An 18260-nucleotide genomic window follows, 5' to 3' on the forward strand; every position below is an offset into this window, starting at 1 on the left:
GGGTGACGTTTTGGACTATTGGAAGCAACGACGGGCTTACCGCTCATTGAAACTCCTTGAATTGAATATCTCATCTGGCCAAAACAATTTGTATCGCGAGTTACTTGATTACGCGAACGATGAAGGCAAGATGGACGGGCAATTCGGGATCAAGAATGAGGCGCTTGCCAGTCTAACTGGCTTATCCGACCGAGGCATGAAGGAAGCGCGTAATGCGCTTGTCCAAAGTGGGTTGATCACGTATAAGCCGGGCAAGAGATCCGCGTCAGTTCCTATGTATCAAATCATAAAGCTATACCGCGAAAAGGGCCAAAGTGCCCGAAGTAGTGCCTCAGGTAGTGCCTCAGGTAGTACCGAATTAGTGCCTCAGGTAGTGCCTCAGAAAGTGCCCGAAGTAGTGCCTCCAAGTACTTGTACTACTACCGACTACAACAAGACTAATAAAAAGAGCACGTCGAAACCGAAGAAGCCGGTTTACGCCGAGGCGTCCGAGGAATACAAATTGGCGCTCAAACTCTGGAATCAAATTCAGGAACGACTACCTGAGACCAAAGCACCTAACTTGCAGCATTGGGCAGATGACATTCGCAAGATGCACCAGCTAGACAAGCGTGAATACAAGAAAATCAGTGGCATGATCGACTGGAGCCAGCAAGACGGCTTTTGGCAAGGCAATGTGTTATCCGCCGCAGCCTTGCGCAAGGACTACGACAAGATGGCTGCTCAAGCTAACCGCAATTACCTGAGCCGTAACAAACAGCAACGCAAGGAAAAAGAACCGGATTGGATGAGCAAGGATTATCAGCCACCCAAGCCGGAAGTGAGCGACAAAAAGCGAGCTGAACTGAACGCCAAGCTTGCCGCGCTAAACGGTGACACAGAACCGGAAGGAGCGACTAAATGATCCACATCACCATACCAGGAGAACCCATCGGACAAGCAAGACCTCGCGTCACACGCTGGGGTACTTACGACCCGCCAAAGTCTAAGGCTTACAAGAATCTCGTGAAGCGCTATGCACTGCATGACTACTCCGGTGAGCCGCTGACTAAGCCAGTGTTTGTGGGGATGCGTATCTATCGGCCAATTCAAAAATCAGGCAGCAAGAAGCTGCACGCACAGAAAGAATCAGGAGCCATCAGACCCGCTGTTAAGCCCGACATCGACAATGTTTTTAAAGCCGTGACGGACGCCATGACCGGCATTGTGTGGGTCGATGACAACCAAATCGTTGAGACGCGCATCAGCAAGTTTTACAGCACTGATCCCCGTGTCGAAGTGGAAATCAAGGAGATTAAATCATGAAAAATATGCAAACAGTAAAAATCACAGTTGCTCAAGCATTGCTATTGCTTTCGGAGTTACATAAATCAACCAAAGATGCGGGCAACTACAAGCTAGCAAATTCACTCGCAGATACTTTTGCCGGCTTAGTTAATAGCGCCCACGACCTTGGACAGAAGCCAAATAGCATTGTTTGCAGCGCAATGGTCGATATTGATGGCACGCAAAGCATTATTGACGAAGCAACCGGTGCTCAGGACGATGAGGAGCCCGTGCCAGACGACATGCAAGTATTCGGGTTTGACCTGGACACTATGAGTCCAGAGCAAATCGCCGAAAAGATTCAGTCCATTCTTGCTACAGCGAAAGCAGGTGATCAGCAATGATGGGCCAAGTGAGTACCAATCTGCTTGAACTAGAGGCACTGCTAACACGAGCTCGTACGCAAACTCATGACTTGAAGCAGACACTCGATGAAATCAGCCGCTTCAAGATTGTAGTTAGCGACGTACCAGCCAGTGATGGGGATGAACCACATGAAAAAGCCAATTGAACTGTCAAAGTGCAAACTGCGTAGCATCGTGCAACCGGCGATTAGGGAGAGCCGGTTTGCATCGAGCTTACTGCGCGTCGATCACTTTGAGGATGACCAAATTGTTCTGACTTGCATCTACGGCGAGGAGAAAGGATTCAGATTCACACTGGACCCTTCCACACCAGTACGAGTAATTGCGATGGAATAGCTGGGGGGGAATTTGAATGATCAACCAAGTGGCCTTAACTGGCCGACTGACTAAGGACGCTGAACTCCGCTACACACAAAGCGGCACCGCCGTTGCCACCTTTACACTTGCGGTTGACCGCCAGTTTACGAACGCGGCCGGGGAACGCGAGACCGACTTCATCTCATGTCAGGTATGGCGCAAGAAGGCCGAAAACCTGTCGAACCTGACACACAAAGGCGTATTGATTGGTGTCGAGGGCCGTATTGCTACCCGGACCTATGACAACGCACAAGGCCAGCGTGTCTACGTTACGGAAGTGGTCGTTGATAACTTTGCACTGCTGGAGAGTCGTAACCACGACAGCTCACAGAATCAGCAGCAAGGCCGCACAGCGCCGACTGACCCCGTAGACCGGAAGCCGGGCAATGAGGCCCAGCAGCAATCGCAGCAGCACCAGACTCCACCTGCGGCCAACCAGGGCCAACAGAGCAAAGCACCAGCGAAGCCAACCAATCCTGATCCGTTCGCTGACAATGGCAAGCCAATCAATATTGATGAATCAGATTTACCTTTTTAGGGAGGATTAATCATGCCTGACGCAAACACATTTTATTTAGACCAGTACCTCGATGAGCTCGAAAAGGCTGACCGGGATGCCGAGGAGGACGAATCCAATGAAGACGACAAACCAATCAGAGATCAGTTTTGAAGAATTTGAAACCATTGAGCCCGGCGACACGATCCGCGTTAGTCGTGGCTTGAAGCTAGGCAGCGCCCAGATGGGCCACGTCAAGGGCGGCTTTGATGCAGTAGTCATCAACCGCTATGAAAACAGCGTGTCAGTCCACCTAGCAGGACAGAGCAACGAGATTATGCGCGAACTGCAAGGCAAGACGGTTATCAACCAACGCTACATCGAGAAGATTTTATTTCAGCCACGTAAGGGCGGCGTCATCTCCAAGCCGGACCACAAAGGCCCAACACAGGCCAACATCAGCTCAATGGCTGAGCAAGCCTATCGTAGTCGCGACTCGATGCAGCAGCGACAGAAGCGTGCCTGGGACCTGCGTCAAAAGGGCCTCAGCGCTTTGCAGATTGCTGGGCGAATGCACCTAGCCAAGACCACAATTTACAAGTACCTTGCACAAGCAAGCAAACAACAGAAATCAGCCGTAACGGAAGGCTAGATAGGAGAAAAAATCATGAAGCGTTCGCAAGTCGTTGGCAGCTACATGTGGATTCTGCACCACCCAGAGCAAGCTGCAGAGATATTCAACGATGAGTGCTCTGATGATGGAGTGACCCGTCTCTGGTTGCAGCAGGGTGATGTGATCCGCATGTCACTCAAAGACCGCACAAAGGGCCTGGGCATCTGGTCAGCTGTCTGCACGCCAGTCCGTGACTGCAAAATTCGAGTAGTGCTCACCAATCTGCGAATGGGCCGCCAGAGGATCTACTACGTGCCCCGCAGACGAATGCTGCAGAAGGCTATGCAGTATTTGCTGAGTGCTGTCTGGGACGAGCAAGAGCTGGCCACGGCACGGCGTATGAAAGAGGAGAGAACACATGCTGAACTGGGAACTGATTGAAGACTACAAAATTAGGCACGGCTACACTTGGCAGGAGATGAGTAAGCTGTCCGGACTCGGCTACGCCACTTTGTATTCTTGGCGTGAGCAGCACTGTATGGCCCCACGAATCTCACGTGTGGACAAGTTGGCCGCTTTTATGGGTGTTGAGCTTAGCAACCTGTGGATTCGTGAGGAAAAAGGAGAACGAGTATGAAACTAGTAGTCAACAAGCAATTCGGTGGCTTTCAGTTATCACCGGCAGCCAAGATTGAGCTTGCTAAGCGTAAACATGTTTATGTGAATTCGGTCGTGGTGCAGTACAAACACATTTTTGACCGTGACACTAGCACAGAAATCCACGATTACGACAATCACCGGTACGTGGTGAGCGGTCGCCTTGTCACGGTCGTACAGGCCGCTGGCGGTGACTACCTAAACGAAATGGAATTCAAGAAGAAGACCAGTCCGGTTGCATCAAAGCGGCAAGCGGTCGAAACAATGCTGAAGCAAGGCGCGACCCATTTGGCCATTGCCCGCAAGCTGCACATGTCACCGACCACGATCACCCGCATAGCAAAAGAAACCAATATGGAGGTATCGCGATGAGCTGGTTTGCAGTTAGAGATGAAGATGGCAAGTATTGGGATTTTGAGGGAATGGACGATTACAGAAAGCCTCTAAGCGCGACCGATCGTGGACGCAAGTGGGCCGAAGAGGCGAAGGCGAACACCGGCGGGTCGGAAATCATCGAAGTAGTCGAGAAAACCGCACCAATCGCGGTGAGCGAGGCGGAAGCGGATATGCTGGAGCAGGCTAAGTGTGATGATGACCCCGCCGAGCTAATTGTCGGGTTCGTCAACTCTCGTGACAATTATGACGATGACAGCAAAGCTGAAGACCGCCTCATGCGTGCCTACGTCAACGGCTACACCGTGGCAAAGGAGAAGAAATACAACGTCAAGGTGCCGTACGCGTACGACAGTTACTTCTACAAGGTTGATGATGACCGCTGTGATGCTGCAAGTTCACTAGGCGCTGGTTTGAGTCATAACAGATCCCGGTTCACCGAATCAGAGATCGAGCATTACGGCTTGCAAGACTGCGAAAAAGAAGAGGTGACTGACGATGACGACTAAAGCTGACATAGACGCTGCGCAAAAGGCCATCGATGCCGCGAACAATGCAATCAACAAACTTGATCTGTGTGGCCTGTATGATTGCGCGTGGCAAGCACATGACGGCTATCAACGCATCATCGATTACAACATGGAACAGTTGGGGGTGACAGACGATGAGCAATGAGACGAAGCGGGACGTGTTCGATGCGGCACTAGACGACTGGAAACAAAATTTTATTAATAGTTTGCCTAGGGACGGGTCATTTGAAGACTGGTCGGAAAGCCTGTCTGATTATAGTGCTCGTTACGCCGCCGCCCTGCCAGATGATCTGCCGGTGATACCCATGGCGGCTGGAGATGAGATTGAAATCGCAAAAATGCGAGGTCAAAGCATCGTTGAGCTACTTGAACCGCTTTACAGTACGGACACGCTCAAGACCAGTCAATCCGTTACCGGAGTATGGACTTGGGCAGTCGACCATTCCGACACATTCGCCCGTGCGTGGCTGGACGGTGTCTGGCGCGTGGAAGAAACCGGCGAAATCGTGAAACTGGAGGCGGAGAAATGACTGAAACGATGGCAATCAAGGAGCTTTGGAATAGACGCACTGGCAAAAAGGTTTCTGACTATGCGTGTGAATTTAAAACTGATGGCACCCTGCTGTTGAATCTGCACTGTGAGCAAATGGCAGCAGGCACGCTTTCGGATTTTATGGCTAGAAAACATCCAGATATCAAATATCAGCTGATGAAAGCCACTTGGCATGGTCATGATGGCAAATGGGGTTCCGCACAAGGCACCGTAATTTATGTAGATATGCAGGGGGAGGACTAATGAGTGATCAAAGTAAGCCTGAAACTAGTGACACTGCCGAACTAGAAATTTTGCGCCGCGCATACGATCAGTTGCAGCAGGAAAATCGCAGCATCAGAGCTAACTACGATGCAATGCGAGATGGATACCTTGATTTGCTGAATATGCCCAGCGTCAATGAACCAATTAAGGCGCAGCTGGCTATCACCGAAATGGGGGTGAAGTATTTCCAGGTCAAAGACGCATACGACCAATTGCTGAAAGATTACGAGGAACTCATGGAGGAGAACGACCAGCTCTATGAGTTCCTGCAGGAGGACGACGACTAGTGGAATCTAAGTTAGACGTTTTCCTGGACTTGCTGAATCACTGGGGAATGCGTGAGCTTTACGTTCAGCAGGAGCAGGCGAACAGAGAAGCCTTCAATTCAGGATTCGATGAATTTATCGGGCGGTACATGGAAGCAAGCGAAACACGCAAGCCTATTGCAGTCCCACCTTCGGTTGCTTCCTACATTGCTAAGTTAAAACATAATCACCGCACGCTGATAGAGGTGTTTGGAATCATCTACAACGCTGAAAGCACCTGTACAGGTGTCGGCCCTGGCCTTGTCTGGATTAAGGACCACCAAGAGCAGTTTGCTGAGGCGTGGGTGCATGGCTGCAAGGGGGATGATGCTAAATGAAGATTGAAATTGATACGGACGTCTACATGCAGACGTACCTGCTGGAGCTAAAGAAAGAGCTGCTGATGGCTGGCCTCGACCAGGGTACCTACAAGATGGCAGCTGAATCACTCGACGAGGCAATTGAAGCCTTTGAAAAGCATCATACAGAGTTCACCAAAGAGCAATGGCTCAACCAGATTGTTGGTGGAGCGATTCAGTGGGACGCCCATAATTCTATCGAGGGGCTGAAACAGGTGATCAAAGCACAGGAGGCAGAGTATGGGAAAGAGCGGTGATACCGTGCAAATGACTGCTAATGAATTTAAACGGTTTGCCAGTCCCAGCCTCAAAGAAAGGTACGAAATCGTTGCTGGGCCGGAGCCACGTACCAGCGAAGCTTTCGCCCGAATTGAAGATATTGAGGTCGCAGGCTTTCGGTACGCCGACAACGCGTTTCCAGTTGAGGTCGTAGATCCGTATCCCACAAAGCTGCTGGTGCGGCATGACCTGCCACGTGTAAAGCATGCATGGATTGTTGACGAGTGCTGGAAAATGCGGCCTGACGAGCCATACGACCGCAGGAAAAACGGTTGTGTCACTGCAGCGGCATTCGTTGAGTTTGCTGATGGGACTATCAAGTATTTTGATTCTGACAACGAGATTATCAGGTTTGTGACCCTGCCGGCTGAGGCATGGACCACCAGTGAGGAGACAACATTATTTTGACAAATAAGCAAGATGCAGTTGAGTGGATGGCCCGGCACCCTGACCAGGTAGCCAGGCAAGAGCTTCACCACGTTGAGGAGCAAATCAAGTATTGTGAGCGGCGGCTGGACGATTTAGATGTTCAGATTCGCGACGAAGCACTAATCACAAGTGGCCCTATAGCCAGTTTGGCGGCTTATGGCCGGACAAGCGGTGAGCTTAGGCTGCTGCAGCAATATCGGCAAATGTTGCTAGGCGATTCAGAGCAATAAAAAAGCGTGCCCGCTAAGGCCCGCCTGTGGTTCATATCAAAATCAATTATATCACAGGGGGCTTTGGAGCAGTGAAACGAGTAACTAGTCTGCATAGCAGCATCGACGAGGACGAGACTGCCAAGAATGCAGAGGCACTTTTACTAGAGTATCCGCACTATTGGCGGCTGTCACGGCAGGCCAGTTATGGCCTAAAGTCACCTGCAATGGACGGCATGCCTCGGCCGGATTCAACAGCCAACACAGCGGATTTGGCAATCATCAATAAGGTGGACGCAGGTCAGTGGCTGCGCATCTGTAACACGATCATCGATGGCATGCAGCAAACACAGTATGGCAAGACCCAACGCTGGCACGCCATTCTAAAGGAACGGTATGTGCGGGGCTTGCCTGACTACACAGTAATGAGCAACCTGGGCATCGAGAAGTCTCAGTATTATGAGGAGCGCCGTGATGCGCTGATTGCCTTTGCGGAGATGTGGCCACCAGTGCTGGGTCAGCTGGTTGTTATTTCTGGAGCGGAAAATAACCGGAAGATTACCGGACAAAAACCGGAGTAATACCGGACAAAGAGCGGAAAGATAACGGAATGACATGAACTATTATTGTAATGTGCGGAAGGTATGAAGAGCCTCCGCGCCTCCTAGATTTCTGTTTACTACACACGGGACCATGTGGAATCTCCCCACAGGGTATGTGGTCGGCTGGGGACAGGCAGCAAAGTGGGCAGGTAACAAATTGGCATTAGACATGCAGACCTCCACTCACTTGCTAACCGCCCATGCTGATCAATATTGCCTCATTCGAGGCAGTATACGGATTTAGTCCAATGGCAGGATAGCGGTCTCCAAAACCGTTGATGCTGGTTCGAGCCCAGCAGTCCGTGTAGGCCAAGGCCGTGAAGTTCTTGGTGGTAGTGCTGGTGCCATCATATGCCACGATACGCAAGCGGGAGACGTCCTAACGGCAGGCCAAGGCTTAAATTAGCTGGCAAAGATTTGATAGCGGTTGTGGCGGAATGGGTAGACGCTACGTACGAACAGGCGAATGCTGTGGGGCATAATACTTGCAGGGTCACAGCAATGTTGGGTTCAAATCCCAACCGACCGCATAGGACGAGTGTCCGAAGAGGCAACGGAAAGCCTCTGAACTATCGACAAAAGTTCATCTGATACGTTGTGTGGGTTCGATTCCCACTTGACGTTTAGTCCTAGAGATAGGACGAAGGTCACAGGTAGCGAATATACTTATGACAAGTAGACGGCGGAAAACGTCTGCGAGGTACAAGAACGAGGGGTCGCGAGGAACGGCGGCCCAATTGGTTGGTAAGCAAATCAGGTGATTGCACCAGTTTGAAGCACTGGAGAGCCTGGATCGGTACCAGGGCCAACCAGGGTGCGCTGGTATTCCTAGCTAGTAGAGCATGGCTAAACGCATGCATAGACAGCTTGGCTAGTAAAGTGGCGGCCGAAGTACAAGGTATCAGCCCAAGGTGAGACATTGGCGCTCGCTCACCTATCATTATTCCCGTGTAGTAGTAAGCAAGTGAGGTACGCCATTTACTAGTGGTGGCTATCGGCCGAGCTTTGGCAGAACACTGTGGTAAGCCCACAGAGATGCTGGTTCGAGACCGGCTGCGGGGGTCGAACGTCAGAAATGGCGTTCTTTTTTTGCGTTGGGCCTGTATCGCATTGACTGCATAAAAAAGGCCCGCCAATGCGAGCCCGTTGGGTGGCGGTTAGAGGTGTGCCAGCGCAACCCTGTAACTGCCGTGCACTGTCTTAACAGTGCGCTGACCGTAAACATTAAGCATGAATTTTTCGGCTTGAGTGCTCCGAATTTTACGAGCGTCCAACATGCTGTCATTAGCCGCGCTCCGTTGTTCAGGGCTGATCTTGATATCACCGTGGCTTTATGCGCTCATATCGAATAGCAATACCGTTAATCTAACCACATCCGATCGTGACCTTATCGTGGCTGAAATGAAATCTGAGCAAAAACTGCACAACTTAAAAATGATGGCATTACAGCGGGGGCTAATCGTCTGACCCGTTACCGCCTATACAGCGACTAATCACGTGCACCCGGCGGTCGCGAGTATCTGCACCGCGTCGTAACGGTCACAGGAGAGCGCCTAGCGGTGACTGTCGAGTTACCCACACGATTAGGTGCGGTTGAGTTTGAACCAGCAGAAGCCGTTATATTTATGCACAGAGACAAAAGATTGAGGAAAGAGGAAGTCGAATGAACCTGCATAATTATCTGGAGTTCAATTTCTGGTGGAATGTCATCACTACAATTATCGGCTTCACTGCGATTGCTATCTGGTTAATTTACAACTGGTGGCACGATCGTTGATTGATGGCACGAAAAAGGCCACCTCACGGCAGCCTGAATTAATCCCGATAAGTTAATTCTATCACAAGGGGTGGCTAACTGATGGCATTGTTTCCAGAAATTGATGAAAAGGCTAGTTGTGATAAGGCTCGCCAGAAGCTAAAAGAATATCGACACTATGCGCGCTTGGCAGGTCGCCCGTTGACTGATCTCAAGTCACCATCTATGGACGGGATGCCAAAAGCTCAATCATTTCAGAACGGCACAGAAGCAGCCCTTGTTGCTAGGCTGGATAAGGTGCTGGATGCTGAGGCACATCTCGGAGTGATTGATAACGCGTTAGCGCTGTACAAGTTTCAAAGCAAATGGTTATTGTACTTTTGCTACTGCACGCCAGAGGAGCTAGAAATGTGGCAGGTAGCAGAACGTATGGGGCTTGGAAGTGTTGGCACTGCTAAACGCCAAAAGACAGCCGCATTGTTCGAGTTTGCCGAATCTTACCCCAATCATGAGCTGATCGTGTTAAGAAATGAGACGAGCAAGCAACTTCTAAGTGATTAAATTGCAACTAAGTAGTAACCATTTGAATAAAATTCACTGTTATTATGATAGTGTTGAATGATTCGGGCAGCGATAATCCGCTGATGTTTCAACTGGTAGGCAACGCTAGGATAAGTCCTGTTGCCTGAATGTTAATAATGGAATTTTTCGACTTGGGTTCCCGGAAACCAGCTTACCAAGTTGAGTGCAATCGTAGCTTAAAGTAAAGCGGCACGTTAGCGCGACGTGAACACGATGCGGGTTCTAATCCTGCCGGTTGCATTGCGCGAGCACGCGGCGCTTGCTACATCAAAACTATTAAGTTAGAAGGTGCAGCCTCTCTTGATTACTCATAGCGTGTAAAAGAGTTTTATTCTAACGTGGCTCGGAAAACCCCGTTAGCCAATTTAATATTGCGGTGTGACACCACCGCTGTGGCCGTCTTAGGTGAGGCGGCTATTTATTTGTATTTAAATGGGGCGATCCCGTGAAGATGATAAAAACTAGTTGCGGATACATGACCGCCCAAGAGTGGGCGATGATCTGTCGCGTTAGCAAACAAGAAGAGAGGAAGCAACAGCATGAAAGTGGAAGAATGGCCAATCGGCAAGGTGACGCCTTACGACAAGAACCCACGAAACAACGATGGAGCAGTAGAAGCAACAGCCAATTCAATTAAAGAGTTTGGTTGGCAACAGCCTATCGTAGTGGATAGCGAAGGCGTCGTCATCGTTGGCCATACAAGGCTCAAGGCTGCACATAAGCTTGGTATGGATAAAGTCCCCGTGGTCGTCGCAAATCAGCTCACGGACGAGCAGGTGAAAGCGTACCGCCTGGCAGACAATAAAACAGGTGAGCTGGCGGACTGGGACTTCGGCTTATTGGATGATGAGCTGGCCGGTATCGATGATCTCGACATGAGCGACTTCGGATTTACAGACGCCGAGCTAGACGCAGCGCTAGGTGATGATGACGGTGAGGCAAAAGATGATGGCTTTGATGAGGAGCCACCCGAGGAGCCAACGAGCAAGCTAGGTGAAGTGTACCAGCTTGGTCGTCACCGCTTGATGGTTGGTGACAGTACCGACCCCGAACAGGTCAAAACCCTGATGGGGGGACAGTTGGCCGACCTGCTGATTACTGATCCGCCTTATAACGTGGCACTCGGAATGGGTGGCTCTCAAGATGACGCGCGAAAGCGGCACCGTCGGACAGATGGGCTGGTAATTATGAATGACAAGATGAGCGATGACGACTTTCGGTCATTTCTGGTGAAGGCGTACACGGCTGCCAAAGAGAATATGAAGGCTGGCGCCGCGTTTTATATTTGGCATGCTGACTCAGAACGATATAACTTTGAAGGCGCGTGTCTAGATGTTGGCTGGCAAGTTCGCGAAACTTTAATTTGGAACAAGTCGTCAATGACATTAGGCCGGCAAGATTATCAATGGAAGCATGAGCCTTGCTTGTATGGTTGGAATGAGGGTGGATCACACGCTTGGTATTCTGATCGCAAGCAAACGACTGTTTTGAACTTTGATAAACCAAATGCTTCAAAACTTCACCCTACTATGAAGCCGATACCGTTGTTTGACTACCAAATTAAAAATAGCTCCAAGGAAGGCGATAATGTACTCGATCTGTTCGGTGGTTCAGGTACGACGATGATCGCGTGTGAGCAGAATAATCGCAATGCCTACCTGATGGAACTCGACCCTCGATACGCTGATGTCATCATCAAACGCTGGGAAGAATTTACCGGTCAGAAGGCAGAAAGAGTTGTAGAAGCATCCGCTCAGAGCTAACATGCACACAACGCAGTGGGGTTCGAATCCCTGTTGCGCCATAGGCATCTCCGCCCATCGGGAAAATGGATATAAAAGGAGATGTTTATATAGTGGAGGACCGCAACAGCCTCCGCTTTTTTGTTGCCGTCAAATATGGAGCGATGGGCCGATTCATAAACGGCTCTTGGCGGTTCGAAACCGTCCGGTGACGTCGTGATAAAACACGGAGGTGGTGAATATGCAATGGCCAAGGGGAAGTACCAGAAATGGCTAACAAAACCTAAACTAGCTGTGCTAACTAACTGGGCGCGAATGGGCCTATCTGATCCGCAGATAGCCCATAACATGGGCATTAGTTATTCCACATTCAAGGTATGGAAGGCGAAGTATCCGGCCATTTCGGCCGCCGTAGAGGAAGGCAAAGAAGTGGTAGATGCTGTTGTCGTTAATGCGTTAATCAAGGCGGCGAAGAATGGAAATGTGCAAGCCATCACGTTCTGGCTGCGCAATCGAATGCCGGAGTATTTCCGGGATAACTCATACAAGGAACTGAACGAAGCACAAGCCCAAAAGGCAGATGCTGACAAGCGCATTTCATTGGCTCAGGCCACTATCGTTGAAGCTCAGGCTAAGAAGATTACTGAGGGCACACATACCCAGGAGGACCGCCTTGATGAGTTGCTAGACAAGATTACCGATGACGATGATGTAAAGGGAGATGACAACGACAGTGGGACTGCAGAAACTGTACACCGCAAAGCAGATTGAGGTGATGCGGGCAGCGCTCAATAAAGACTGGCGTTTCATCATCAACCACGGCGCTAAGCGATCAGGTAAAACCGTAATTGATAACGACATTTTCTTGATGGAACTGCGCCGAGTCCACCGTATGGCTGAAAAAGAGGGCGTTAAGACGCCCATGTACATCTTGGCTGGATACTCTAGCAAGTCGATTCAAAACAACGTGCTGCAAGAGCTGACCAACAAATACGATATTGATTTCAAGTTCGACAAGCACAACAGCTTCACTCTATTTGGCGTCAAAGTGGTGCAGACCTTCACCGGCTCCATTGCTGGTTTGGGTGCTATCCGAGGCATGACAGCCTATGGAGCGTACATCAACGAAGCGTCATTAGCTAACCGCGAAGTCTTTGAAGAAATCAAGGACCGCTGCAGTGCACCAGGTGCCCGCATCATTTGCGATACTAACCCAGACGCTCCTAATCACTACCTAAAGACCGACTACATTGACAACCATGACCCGAAAGCACGTATCATATCCTTCCATTTCCGAATGGACGACAACACGTTCTTGTCGCCTAAGTACATCGAGGCCCAAAAGGCTGGCACACCGAGCGGGATGTTTTATGATCGTTCGATTCTTGGCCTGTGGGTTACTGGTGAGGGCGTCATTTACTCCGACTTTGATGAGCGGTCGATGGTGCAGCCACATATCAGCCTCCCAAATGGCGCAACTGTCTACTGCGGAGTCGATTGGGGCTATGAGCACAAGGGCAGTATTGTAGTCATGGCTGATGACCAATGGGGCAACACGACGTTGCTCGAGGAGCACACCGCTAAATACAAGGAAATCGACTATTGGGTACAAGTTGCAAAGGATATACAGCAAAGATATGGGCCTACTGTTCCATTCTATGCTGACAGTGCTTAACACATCAGGCACTTAACCCTGTGAATTGCTGGAAAGCCCTTATAGTTCAACTGGCTACAACGTGATTGGAAACAATGAGCGTGAATGCTTAAAAACAGTTGAAATTGGGTAATCAGCAGCAGTTTCTTCACCTTTCTATTGTGATATAGTTAGACCATAAACAATGGGGGTGATTCGTTGTGAGAGTAAGAATAAACACGTTGCCTGGATATGAAAACATTAGCGACAATTATTGGATTTCGGATGATGGCAGTTTGCTTTCTGCAAGGCGGAAATTCAAGCCATTGAAGCAGGACAGAACCAAGCCAACAAAAAGGTCCAGGAATAGATATCTTGAATCATGCTTGCTTTGGAAGCATAACCGGACCAAGAAAACCTATGTTAAAACGCATAGGCTTGTAGCTCTGGCATTTGTCCCGAACCCGAATAATTTACCCCAAGTTAACCATATTGACCAAAACGGGTTAAACAATCGAGCTTCAAATCTCGAGTGGGTTACGGGTAAACAAAATTCACGTTATTCCAATGCCAAGAAAGTATATTGCTATGATATGTCCGGACTGGTAAAGGTTTACGGCTGTTGCGCAGACACCAAGGCAGACGGCTTTAATCCTGGACATGTTGCTAGTGTTTGCCGAGGCGATGTTGCTAAAGGTATGAAAAATCCAGCAATAAGGCACAAAGGCCATGTTTTTTCTTACAAGCCAATGGATCAAGAGGAAGTTGTTCAACGACTATCGAAAAGGCCTAATTACAAGCCAGATAATAGAGTGGTCCCACACCATTATCGTAAACGTAATCAGGTAACCAAGTAGAGTACATCCAAGTGGATGGAAGTGCAGGGGACGCATCTAGCGTCAAAATATAGTCTATTCTCATGTAAAAGCATGAGCTGCAGTATTGCGGCTGTGGATTAACGACCCACAGTGAATATAAAGAGACCTGAGCATGTGGCCCGGTTTATTGAAGAAGGATTCAACTGTAGTAACGCAAACAAATCAGTTCTATCAGGCATTGAAGCAGTGGCCTCGTTGATGAAACAAGGCCACTTTTATGTATCACGAGATGGCATTCCAGAGAAGACGCAGAACGATGACGTGATGGACGCAATTCGCTACGCAATCTACACGCAGCATCATCAGATGGTTACTATTTCAGCAATCAAAGATTAAGGAGGTGGCCTGAATGGCTCTAGAGGTATTAACACCAGCACTAAGCAATGAACATATGCACAAAGCTGGCGTCACAGACAATGGTGAGTACACCTATCCAGCTGGCGAGGAGATTACGGGACCAGACCTCCTTAGTCTCATCAGCAACCATGAGCAGGAGTACGCAACCCACTACTACAGAGACCGCAAATACTACAAAGGCGATCACAAGATAAACAAGCAAACACCCAAGGCGAGCTACAAGCCTGACAACCGGGTGATTTTTAACTTCCCGCGTAAGGCCGTAACGACTTTTAATGGGTACTTTATTGGTAATCCTATTAGCATCGACACGGCCAAAGATGCACAGGCTGATGCATTTATCACCGAGTGGCGACGCGCAAATGATTTTGATGCTGTCATGTCCGATGTCAGCAAGATGGCGTCCATTTACGGGCACTCATACATCCTGGTCTATCAGAGCGTGGTAAAAGACGACAGTGAGACCCCAGAGGCACGTATCACCGCACTGGACCCGCTAAACGCCTTTTTGATTTACGACGATACCTACGCTCATGAGGTCAAGTATGGCGTGCTCTACAGTTACGACTATCAAGGCCACCTGCAGGTCACACTTTACGATGACACCTTCATGCGGGAGTTTAGCCGCACTACTGACGGCCTGACACAAGAACACGCCTATGCCAACCCGTACCAAATGGTGCCACTCATCGAGGTGGACGAAAACTCCGAGCGCATGGCTTTATGTGACGACATTATCACGCTGGTTGACCAACTTGATAAGGCTGTCAGCAACAAGGCTAACGACAACGACTACTTTGCCGACGCGATTATGAAAATCGTGGGCGCTAAGGTTGATAAGAACACCTACAAGGAAATGCGTGACCAGCGGGTTATCAACGTTACTGGCCCCCAGGCAAAAGATGCTGACGTTGAGTTCCTGGACAAGCCGGACAACGACACCAGCCAGGAGCATCTCATTAACCGCTTAGTTAGCTCCATTTACGAGATTGCCAACGTCACCAACCTCAATGATGACGCCTTTAACGGCAATCCTTCCGGTGTTTCGCTGCAACTCAAGTACCAGGCCATGGACAACATGGCTAAGACCAAGACGCTCAAGTTCCAGCAGGCACTGCGGTCCTTGTTTAAGGCTGTCTTTGCTGTTTCCTACAACGAAGTGAGCCCTGATGCTTGGAAGTCCTTGGACTTTGAGTTTAAGCGGTCGATTCCGGTCAACATGCTTGAAGAGTCGCAAGTCTTGGCTAATGCGGCCGGCAAAATCAGCAACAAGACACTGTTTGCCCAGATGCCATTTGTTTCTGATCCCGACGAAGAAATTAAGCAGCTCAAGAAAGAGCAGCAAGAGGCCATGCAGACTACGCAAAGCGTGGTCCAGAATGCGCTCAATGGTGCTCAGACTGACCAGCAGAGAGCAGGTGTAGCAAGTGATAACAGCCAAGCAAACTCGTCAGCGGATAACTCAACTGGTCAAGCAGGACTCGCAAACCGCCCAGCAGCTAGATAAGGACACCAAGCAGGCGCTCGACTTTATCAAGCAGCACCTGACTGTTTTTTATGCCCACTACGCTAGTGAGAACGGCATTTCGGTGTCGATGGCACAGCAAAAGGTAAGCAAGTGGGACCTTGAGCAGTGGCAAGCCGTCGTCGATGAGCTCAAAGACGAGGACTGGCTACCAGAGGCCAAGACACGAGCTAACGTTATCGGCACCTTTGCGGGGATGAGCTTAGGCATGATGGTCGGTGCTATTGGCGCTATGGCTATCTTGCGACTGCAAAACCGCAAGCAACAGCTTGTGCAAGCCAAGCGTGACGAGGAGCAGCGAAGCAGCCTCGACCTGGTTAACAAGAATATGGCAAAACCTACCACCAAGAAAGCCGTTCAGAAGGCGTATGACGCCGAGATTGCTAAAGCCCAGGAGAACTGGGAGCAGAAAGCTAAAGCCGCACAGAAGGCCGGAAAACAGCCACCTGAGCGAATCTTGCCCGGTGCGGAGCTTAGCGACCGACTGTGGAGTGACTCAGACAAGCTATTAGCCGATGTGCAGACAAGCATGTTCGATACAATGACACGCTCACACACCGTGTCCGACCTCAGCAAGCTAGTTGACGCGCACCGCAAGGCAAGCAGCCGTGAGCCCGCAACGATTGGTGACAAGGCACAAGCCAACAACTACGTTACTGAGCGGCTCTTACGCACCGAGCTGGCCCGCATGACTGATTCAGTCAACACCGCGAGCTATATCAGTAATGGCATTGGTTGGGTCAACATCGTGACGGAGCCAGGTGTGTGTTCTTTGTGTGCGCCGCTTGCTTCTGGCGGGCCATACAAGATTGATTCAGCACCATTATTGCCCGATGATACACATCCTAACTGCAGGTGCGTTAAGGTGCCTGCTATGGGCCCTGCTGATAGTCCAGATTTGACCGATGACACCATCAAAGCTAGTGGGGCAGTGACTGGTAGGTACAACGATACGAATGACCCTCACTTAGACAAACGAGACGAGATTGCGACTACCATGTATGATGAATTTAAGAAAGCACGTCGATCTAATCTTGTATCCAAAATTTCCTTGAACACCAGTGTTGATACTGAAACAGTTGCATCGGCATTAACGCATGTTTTTGATAGTAAATACAGCCTATACTCTCCTACAGCTTACATTTCCGGTGGCCCCAGCCATGTTATTAAGCATTTTGACCCTGATTATGACATGGCATTATCCATACAACGTTTGAGGATTGGCAAGGCTATTTCGCCTGATATTATCATGTTGAAACATGAAGCGTTAGAAGCTAAACTTATGGATGAAAAGGGTATGAAGTACGATGATGCCCATGCTGAAGCTAATAAGAGCTTTAACTATGTTGCAGCATTAATCAAATGGAAGGAGGCTCATCACGAACAATGATTGTGTTTACAATGGTTTTAGACAATGATTCTAAACGTATCTACTCTGTCGATGCTGACCCTGATAAACACGGTAAGGTTACTGTTAATAAGAATGACTGGTCAACGAGTTACTCTGGCGATACTGGCGCGATGAGACCACCTCTATGGATGCAAGATAGAGCTCTGGAAGCTACGAAAGCTGGAATCCCAGATAAATCATTCACTATTGGATTTGGATAATCATTGAATCAATAAGACCTTAAAAGCGCTCATCTATAAAACATAGGTGGGTGCTATTTTTTTGTTCAAAATCTAGGAGGCATCATGGACAACAAAACATCAGGTGGCAAATTAGGCTTCTTTTTATGGGGCCTAGCTTTTGCTTTTATTGTGCTGCGGCTTGCACACATCATCAGCTGGCCGTGGCTTTGGGTGCTCACACCGATTTGGATTCTCATCGGATTGTGGGTGCTTTTTGGTATCGGCATGCTAATCGTGATGATTGTCGGCTTTATCGACATTCACCGGAGGTATAAGCGTGCCATTAAGGAATTAAACAAGTAACTAACAAGGACGTCCTCAAGTAGGGCGTCTTTTTTTGTATAGCCCAGGCGGGGAACGGCGTTAAAAGCTCCGGAAAGTGTAGGCGTGGACCACTTTAAAAGCTACGGAAGATGCA

Annotated in this window: 28 protein-coding genes, 2 tRNA genes and 1 pseudogene; all 31 read left to right on the forward strand. The window is 49.4% G+C overall.

Annotated elements, in window-relative coordinates; translation table 11 throughout:
• Positions 1-10 precede the first annotated feature (10 nt).
• The 31 genes and pseudogenes from GN107_RS01050 (at position 11) to GN107_RS01195 (ending at position 18145) form a co-directional block, all read left to right on the forward strand.
• Positions 11-904 carry a phage replication protein O gene (locus GN107_RS01050; RefSeq protein ID WP_155286079.1) on the forward strand — a complete coding sequence of 298 codons (894 nt, stop codon included), beginning with the start codon at positions 11-13 and terminating at the stop codon, positions 902-904.
• On the forward strand, positions 901-1305 hold the full coding sequence (locus GN107_RS01055) for a RusA family crossover junction endodeoxyribonuclease (protein WP_155286078.1): 405 nt from the start codon (positions 901-903) through the stop codon (positions 1303-1305). Before GN107_RS01050 ends, GN107_RS01055 begins: the two co-directional genes overlap by 4 nt.
• Positions 1302-1670: a hypothetical protein gene (locus GN107_RS01060; RefSeq protein WP_155286077.1), complete on the forward strand. Its 369-nt coding sequence runs from the start codon at positions 1302-1304 to the stop codon at positions 1668-1670. The genes GN107_RS01055 and GN107_RS01060 overlap by 4 nt, the downstream gene beginning before the upstream one ends.
• Complete coding sequence (locus GN107_RS01065) at positions 1667-1837, forward strand: hypothetical protein (protein ID WP_155286076.1); 171 nt, start codon at positions 1667-1669, stop codon at positions 1835-1837. Before GN107_RS01060 ends, GN107_RS01065 begins: the two co-directional genes overlap by 4 nt.
• 206 nt (positions 1838-2043) lie before the next feature.
• On the forward strand, positions 2044-2586 hold the full coding sequence (gene ssb / locus GN107_RS01070) for a single-stranded DNA-binding protein (protein WP_155286075.1): 543 nt from the start codon (positions 2044-2046) through the stop codon (positions 2584-2586).
• 97 nt (positions 2587-2683) lie between these two features.
• On the forward strand, positions 2684-3196 hold the full coding sequence (locus GN107_RS01075) for a hypothetical protein (protein ID WP_155286074.1): 513 nt from the start codon (positions 2684-2686) through the stop codon (positions 3194-3196).
• Positions 3197-3211: 15 nt separating this feature from the next.
• On the forward strand, positions 3212-3598 hold the full coding sequence (locus tag GN107_RS01080) for a hypothetical protein (RefSeq protein WP_155286073.1): 387 nt from the start codon (positions 3212-3214) through the stop codon (positions 3596-3598).
• Positions 3576-3794, forward strand: coding sequence for a helix-turn-helix domain-containing protein (locus GN107_RS01085; protein ID WP_155286072.1), 219 nt, complete (start codon positions 3576-3578; stop codon positions 3792-3794). Before GN107_RS01080 ends, GN107_RS01085 begins: the two co-directional genes overlap by 23 nt.
• Positions 3791-4186, forward strand: a complete 396-nt coding sequence (locus GN107_RS01090) for a helix-turn-helix domain-containing protein (RefSeq protein ID WP_155286071.1) — start codon at positions 3791-3793, stop codon at positions 4184-4186. Before GN107_RS01085 ends, GN107_RS01090 begins: the two co-directional genes overlap by 4 nt.
• Positions 4183-4716 (forward strand): DUF1642 domain-containing protein, encoded by a 534-nt coding sequence (locus tag GN107_RS01095; protein ID WP_155286070.1) that lies wholly within the window; start codon positions 4183-4185, stop codon positions 4714-4716. Before GN107_RS01090 ends, GN107_RS01095 begins: the two co-directional genes overlap by 4 nt.
• Entirely contained in the window at positions 4706-4882 is a 177-nt protein-coding gene (locus GN107_RS11285) for a hypothetical protein (protein ID WP_196246207.1), read from the forward strand. The genes GN107_RS01095 and GN107_RS11285 overlap by 11 nt, the downstream gene beginning before the upstream one ends.
• Positions 4872-5267: a hypothetical protein gene (locus GN107_RS01100; RefSeq protein ID WP_155286069.1), complete on the forward strand. Its 396-nt coding sequence runs from the start codon at positions 4872-4874 to the stop codon at positions 5265-5267. The genes GN107_RS11285 and GN107_RS01100 overlap by 11 nt, the downstream gene beginning before the upstream one ends.
• The gene (locus GN107_RS01105; protein WP_155286068.1) at positions 5264-5533 is read left to right on the forward strand and encodes a hypothetical protein; all 270 of its coding nucleotides are present in this window, start codon (positions 5264-5266) and stop codon (positions 5531-5533) included. Before GN107_RS01100 ends, GN107_RS01105 begins: the two co-directional genes overlap by 4 nt.
• Entirely contained in the window at positions 5533-5841 is a 309-nt protein-coding gene (locus tag GN107_RS01110) for a hypothetical protein (RefSeq protein WP_155286067.1), read from the forward strand. Before GN107_RS01105 ends, GN107_RS01110 begins: the two co-directional genes overlap by 1 nt.
• Positions 5841-6197: a hypothetical protein gene (locus tag GN107_RS01115; RefSeq protein ID WP_155286066.1), complete on the forward strand. Its 357-nt coding sequence runs from the start codon at positions 5841-5843 to the stop codon at positions 6195-6197. Before GN107_RS01110 ends, GN107_RS01115 begins: the two co-directional genes overlap by 1 nt.
• Positions 6194-6475, forward strand: a complete 282-nt coding sequence (locus GN107_RS01120) for a hypothetical protein (protein WP_155286065.1) — start codon at positions 6194-6196, stop codon at positions 6473-6475. The genes GN107_RS01115 and GN107_RS01120 overlap by 4 nt, the downstream gene beginning before the upstream one ends.
• The gene (locus GN107_RS01125) at positions 6459-6905 is read left to right on the forward strand and encodes a hypothetical protein (RefSeq protein WP_155286064.1); all 447 of its coding nucleotides are present in this window, start codon (positions 6459-6461) and stop codon (positions 6903-6905) included. Before GN107_RS01120 ends, GN107_RS01125 begins: the two co-directional genes overlap by 17 nt.
• The gene (locus GN107_RS01130) at positions 6902-7156 is read left to right on the forward strand and encodes a hypothetical protein (RefSeq protein WP_155286063.1); all 255 of its coding nucleotides are present in this window, start codon (positions 6902-6904) and stop codon (positions 7154-7156) included. The genes GN107_RS01125 and GN107_RS01130 overlap by 4 nt, the downstream gene beginning before the upstream one ends.
• Before the next feature lie 71 nt (positions 7157-7227).
• Entirely contained in the window at positions 7228-7716 is a 489-nt protein-coding gene (locus tag GN107_RS01135) for an ArpU family phage packaging/lysis transcriptional regulator (RefSeq protein ID WP_196246206.1), read from the forward strand.
• Positions 7717-7971: 255 nt separating this feature from the next.
• Positions 7972-8042: transfer RNA gene (locus GN107_RS01140), tRNA-Trp, on the forward strand.
• A gap of 1553 nt (positions 8043-9595) precedes the next feature.
• The gene (locus GN107_RS01145) at positions 9596-10054 is read left to right on the forward strand and encodes an ArpU family phage packaging/lysis transcriptional regulator (RefSeq protein ID WP_155286061.1); all 459 of its coding nucleotides are present in this window, start codon (positions 9596-9598) and stop codon (positions 10052-10054) included.
• A 186-nt stretch (positions 10055-10240) separates the two neighbouring features.
• A tRNA-Ala gene (locus tag GN107_RS01150) sits at positions 10241-10315 on the forward strand.
• A gap of 299 nt (positions 10316-10614) precedes the next feature.
• Positions 10615-11838, forward strand: coding sequence for a DNA modification methylase (locus GN107_RS01155; RefSeq protein WP_155286060.1), 1224 nt, complete (start codon positions 10615-10617; stop codon positions 11836-11838).
• 225 nt (positions 11839-12063) lie between these two features.
• Positions 12064-12588: a helix-turn-helix domain-containing protein gene (locus tag GN107_RS01160; protein ID WP_155286059.1), complete on the forward strand. Its 525-nt coding sequence runs from the start codon at positions 12064-12066 to the stop codon at positions 12586-12588.
• A pseudogene (locus GN107_RS01165) lies at positions 12551-13489 on the forward strand (PBSX family phage terminase large subunit); the annotation flags it as partial. The gene GN107_RS01160 and the pseudogene GN107_RS01165, both read left to right, overlap by 38 nt.
• A 182-nt stretch (positions 13490-13671) precedes the next feature.
• Positions 13672-14307: an HNH endonuclease gene (locus GN107_RS01170; protein WP_230678527.1), complete on the forward strand. Its 636-nt coding sequence runs from the start codon at positions 13672-13674 to the stop codon at positions 14305-14307.
• Positions 14308-14523: 216 nt separating this feature from the next.
• Entirely contained in the window at positions 14524-14664 is a 141-nt protein-coding gene (locus tag GN107_RS01175) for a hypothetical protein (protein WP_155286057.1), read from the forward strand.
• A gap of 13 nt (positions 14665-14677) precedes the next feature.
• Positions 14678-16192: a phage portal protein gene (locus GN107_RS01180; RefSeq protein ID WP_155286056.1), complete on the forward strand. Its 1515-nt coding sequence runs from the start codon at positions 14678-14680 to the stop codon at positions 16190-16192.
• Positions 16113-17600 carry a hypothetical protein gene (locus GN107_RS01185; protein ID WP_155286055.1) on the forward strand — a complete coding sequence of 496 codons (1488 nt, stop codon included), beginning with the start codon at positions 16113-16115 and terminating at the stop codon, positions 17598-17600. Before GN107_RS01180 ends, GN107_RS01185 begins: the two co-directional genes overlap by 80 nt.
• Positions 17597-17821 carry a hypothetical protein gene (locus tag GN107_RS01190; RefSeq protein ID WP_155286054.1) on the forward strand — a complete coding sequence of 75 codons (225 nt, stop codon included), beginning with the start codon at positions 17597-17599 and terminating at the stop codon, positions 17819-17821. Before GN107_RS01185 ends, GN107_RS01190 begins: the two co-directional genes overlap by 4 nt.
• Before the next feature lie 84 nt (positions 17822-17905).
• Positions 17906-18145: a hypothetical protein gene (locus GN107_RS01195; protein ID WP_155286053.1), complete on the forward strand. Its 240-nt coding sequence runs from the start codon at positions 17906-17908 to the stop codon at positions 18143-18145.
• Positions 18146-18260: the final 115 nt, after the last annotated feature.

It is taken from the genome of Lacticaseibacillus zhaodongensis, from assembly GCF_009687905.1.
GTDB lineage: Bacteria > Bacillota > Bacilli > Lactobacillales > Lactobacillaceae > Lacticaseibacillus > Lacticaseibacillus zhaodongensis.

What these genes read in the sequence shown, in the direction of transcription:
- GN107_RS01055 (WP_155286078.1), top strand. Translation starts at nt 901, where the DNA reads ATGATCCACATCACCATACCAGGAGAACCCATCGGACAAGCAAGACCT.
- GN107_RS01060 (WP_155286077.1), top strand. Translation starts at nt 1,302, where the DNA reads ATGAAAAATATGCAAACAGTAAAAATCACAGTTGCTCAAGCATTGCTA.
- GN107_RS01065 (WP_155286076.1), top strand. Translation starts at nt 1,667, where the DNA reads ATGATGGGCCAAGTGAGTACCAATCTGCTTGAACTAGAGGCACTGCTA.
- ssb (WP_155286075.1), top strand. Translation starts at nt 2,044, where the DNA reads ATGATCAACCAAGTGGCCTTAACTGGCCGACTGACTAAGGACGCTGAA.
- GN107_RS01075 (WP_155286074.1), top strand. Translation starts at nt 2,684, where the DNA reads ATGAAGACGACAAACCAATCAGAGATCAGTTTTGAAGAATTTGAAACC.
- GN107_RS01080 (WP_155286073.1), top strand. Translation starts at nt 3,212, where the DNA reads ATGAAGCGTTCGCAAGTCGTTGGCAGCTACATGTGGATTCTGCACCAC.
- GN107_RS01085 (WP_155286072.1), top strand. Translation starts at nt 3,576, where the DNA reads ATGCTGAACTGGGAACTGATTGAAGACTACAAAATTAGGCACGGCTAC.
- GN107_RS01090 (WP_155286071.1), top strand. Translation starts at nt 3,791, where the DNA reads ATGAAACTAGTAGTCAACAAGCAATTCGGTGGCTTTCAGTTATCACCG.
- GN107_RS01095 (WP_155286070.1), top strand. Translation starts at nt 4,183, where the DNA reads ATGAGCTGGTTTGCAGTTAGAGATGAAGATGGCAAGTATTGGGATTTT.
- GN107_RS11285 (WP_196246207.1), top strand. Translation starts at nt 4,706, where the DNA reads ATGACGACTAAAGCTGACATAGACGCTGCGCAAAAGGCCATCGATGCC.
- GN107_RS01100 (WP_155286069.1), top strand. Translation starts at nt 4,872, where the DNA reads ATGAGCAATGAGACGAAGCGGGACGTGTTCGATGCGGCACTAGACGAC.
- GN107_RS01105 (WP_155286068.1), top strand. Translation starts at nt 5,264, where the DNA reads ATGACTGAAACGATGGCAATCAAGGAGCTTTGGAATAGACGCACTGGC.
- GN107_RS01110 (WP_155286067.1), top strand. Translation starts at nt 5,533, where the DNA reads ATGAGTGATCAAAGTAAGCCTGAAACTAGTGACACTGCCGAACTAGAA.
- GN107_RS01120 (WP_155286065.1), top strand. Translation starts at nt 6,194, where the DNA reads ATGAAGATTGAAATTGATACGGACGTCTACATGCAGACGTACCTGCTG.
- GN107_RS01125 (WP_155286064.1), top strand. Translation starts at nt 6,459, where the DNA reads ATGGGAAAGAGCGGTGATACCGTGCAAATGACTGCTAATGAATTTAAA.
- GN107_RS01145 (WP_155286061.1), top strand. Translation starts at nt 9,596, where the DNA reads ATGGCATTGTTTCCAGAAATTGATGAAAAGGCTAGTTGTGATAAGGCT.
- GN107_RS01155 (WP_155286060.1), top strand. Translation starts at nt 10,615, where the DNA reads ATGAAAGTGGAAGAATGGCCAATCGGCAAGGTGACGCCTTACGACAAG.
- GN107_RS01160 (WP_155286059.1), top strand. Translation starts at nt 12,064, where the DNA reads ATGGCCAAGGGGAAGTACCAGAAATGGCTAACAAAACCTAAACTAGCT.
- GN107_RS01180 (WP_155286056.1), top strand. Translation starts at nt 14,678, where the DNA reads ATGGCTCTAGAGGTATTAACACCAGCACTAAGCAATGAACATATGCAC.
- GN107_RS01190 (WP_155286054.1), top strand. Translation starts at nt 17,597, where the DNA reads ATGATTGTGTTTACAATGGTTTTAGACAATGATTCTAAACGTATCTAC.
- GN107_RS01195 (WP_155286053.1), top strand. Translation starts at nt 17,906, where the DNA reads ATGGACAACAAAACATCAGGTGGCAAATTAGGCTTCTTTTTATGGGGC.